This window comes from Klenkia sp. AC732, from assembly GCF_979256525.1.
In genome coordinates this window covers 1-243 of record NZ_CEEDOS010000157.1, presented here as the reverse complement: position 1 = coordinate 243, position 243 = coordinate 1, and the positions used below count along the sequence as shown (strand labels likewise).

Annotated in this window: 1 protein-coding gene; it reads left to right on the top strand. The window is 71.2% G+C overall.

Annotation, left to right across the window (positions count from 1 at the left end; translation table 11 throughout):
- Nucleotides 1-23 precede the first annotated feature (23 nt).
- A partial coding sequence (locus AC0IVP_RS22085; RefSeq protein ID WP_471759302.1) for a hypothetical protein occupies nucleotides 24-243 on the top strand: 220 nt, incomplete at its 3' end.

The following is a 243-nucleotide window of genomic DNA, read 5'->3' as shown; positions in this document are numbered from 1 at the left end:
CGCCGGCCGAGGCCCGGATCCTGATGCTGAGCTCGAACAACATCCTGAGCCCGGCCGACGGTCGTCCGCTCACCGCGCCCACCCAGGACATGGTGCTGGGGCTCTACCACCGGACCACCCTGAAGGCGTCCGGCCACGAGCCGGCCGAGGGTGAGCTCAAGGAGGCCTACTCCTCCCCGTCCGAGGCCGTCATGGCCTACGACCGTGGTGCCCGCGGCATCCAGGAGCGCGTCTGGATCCGCC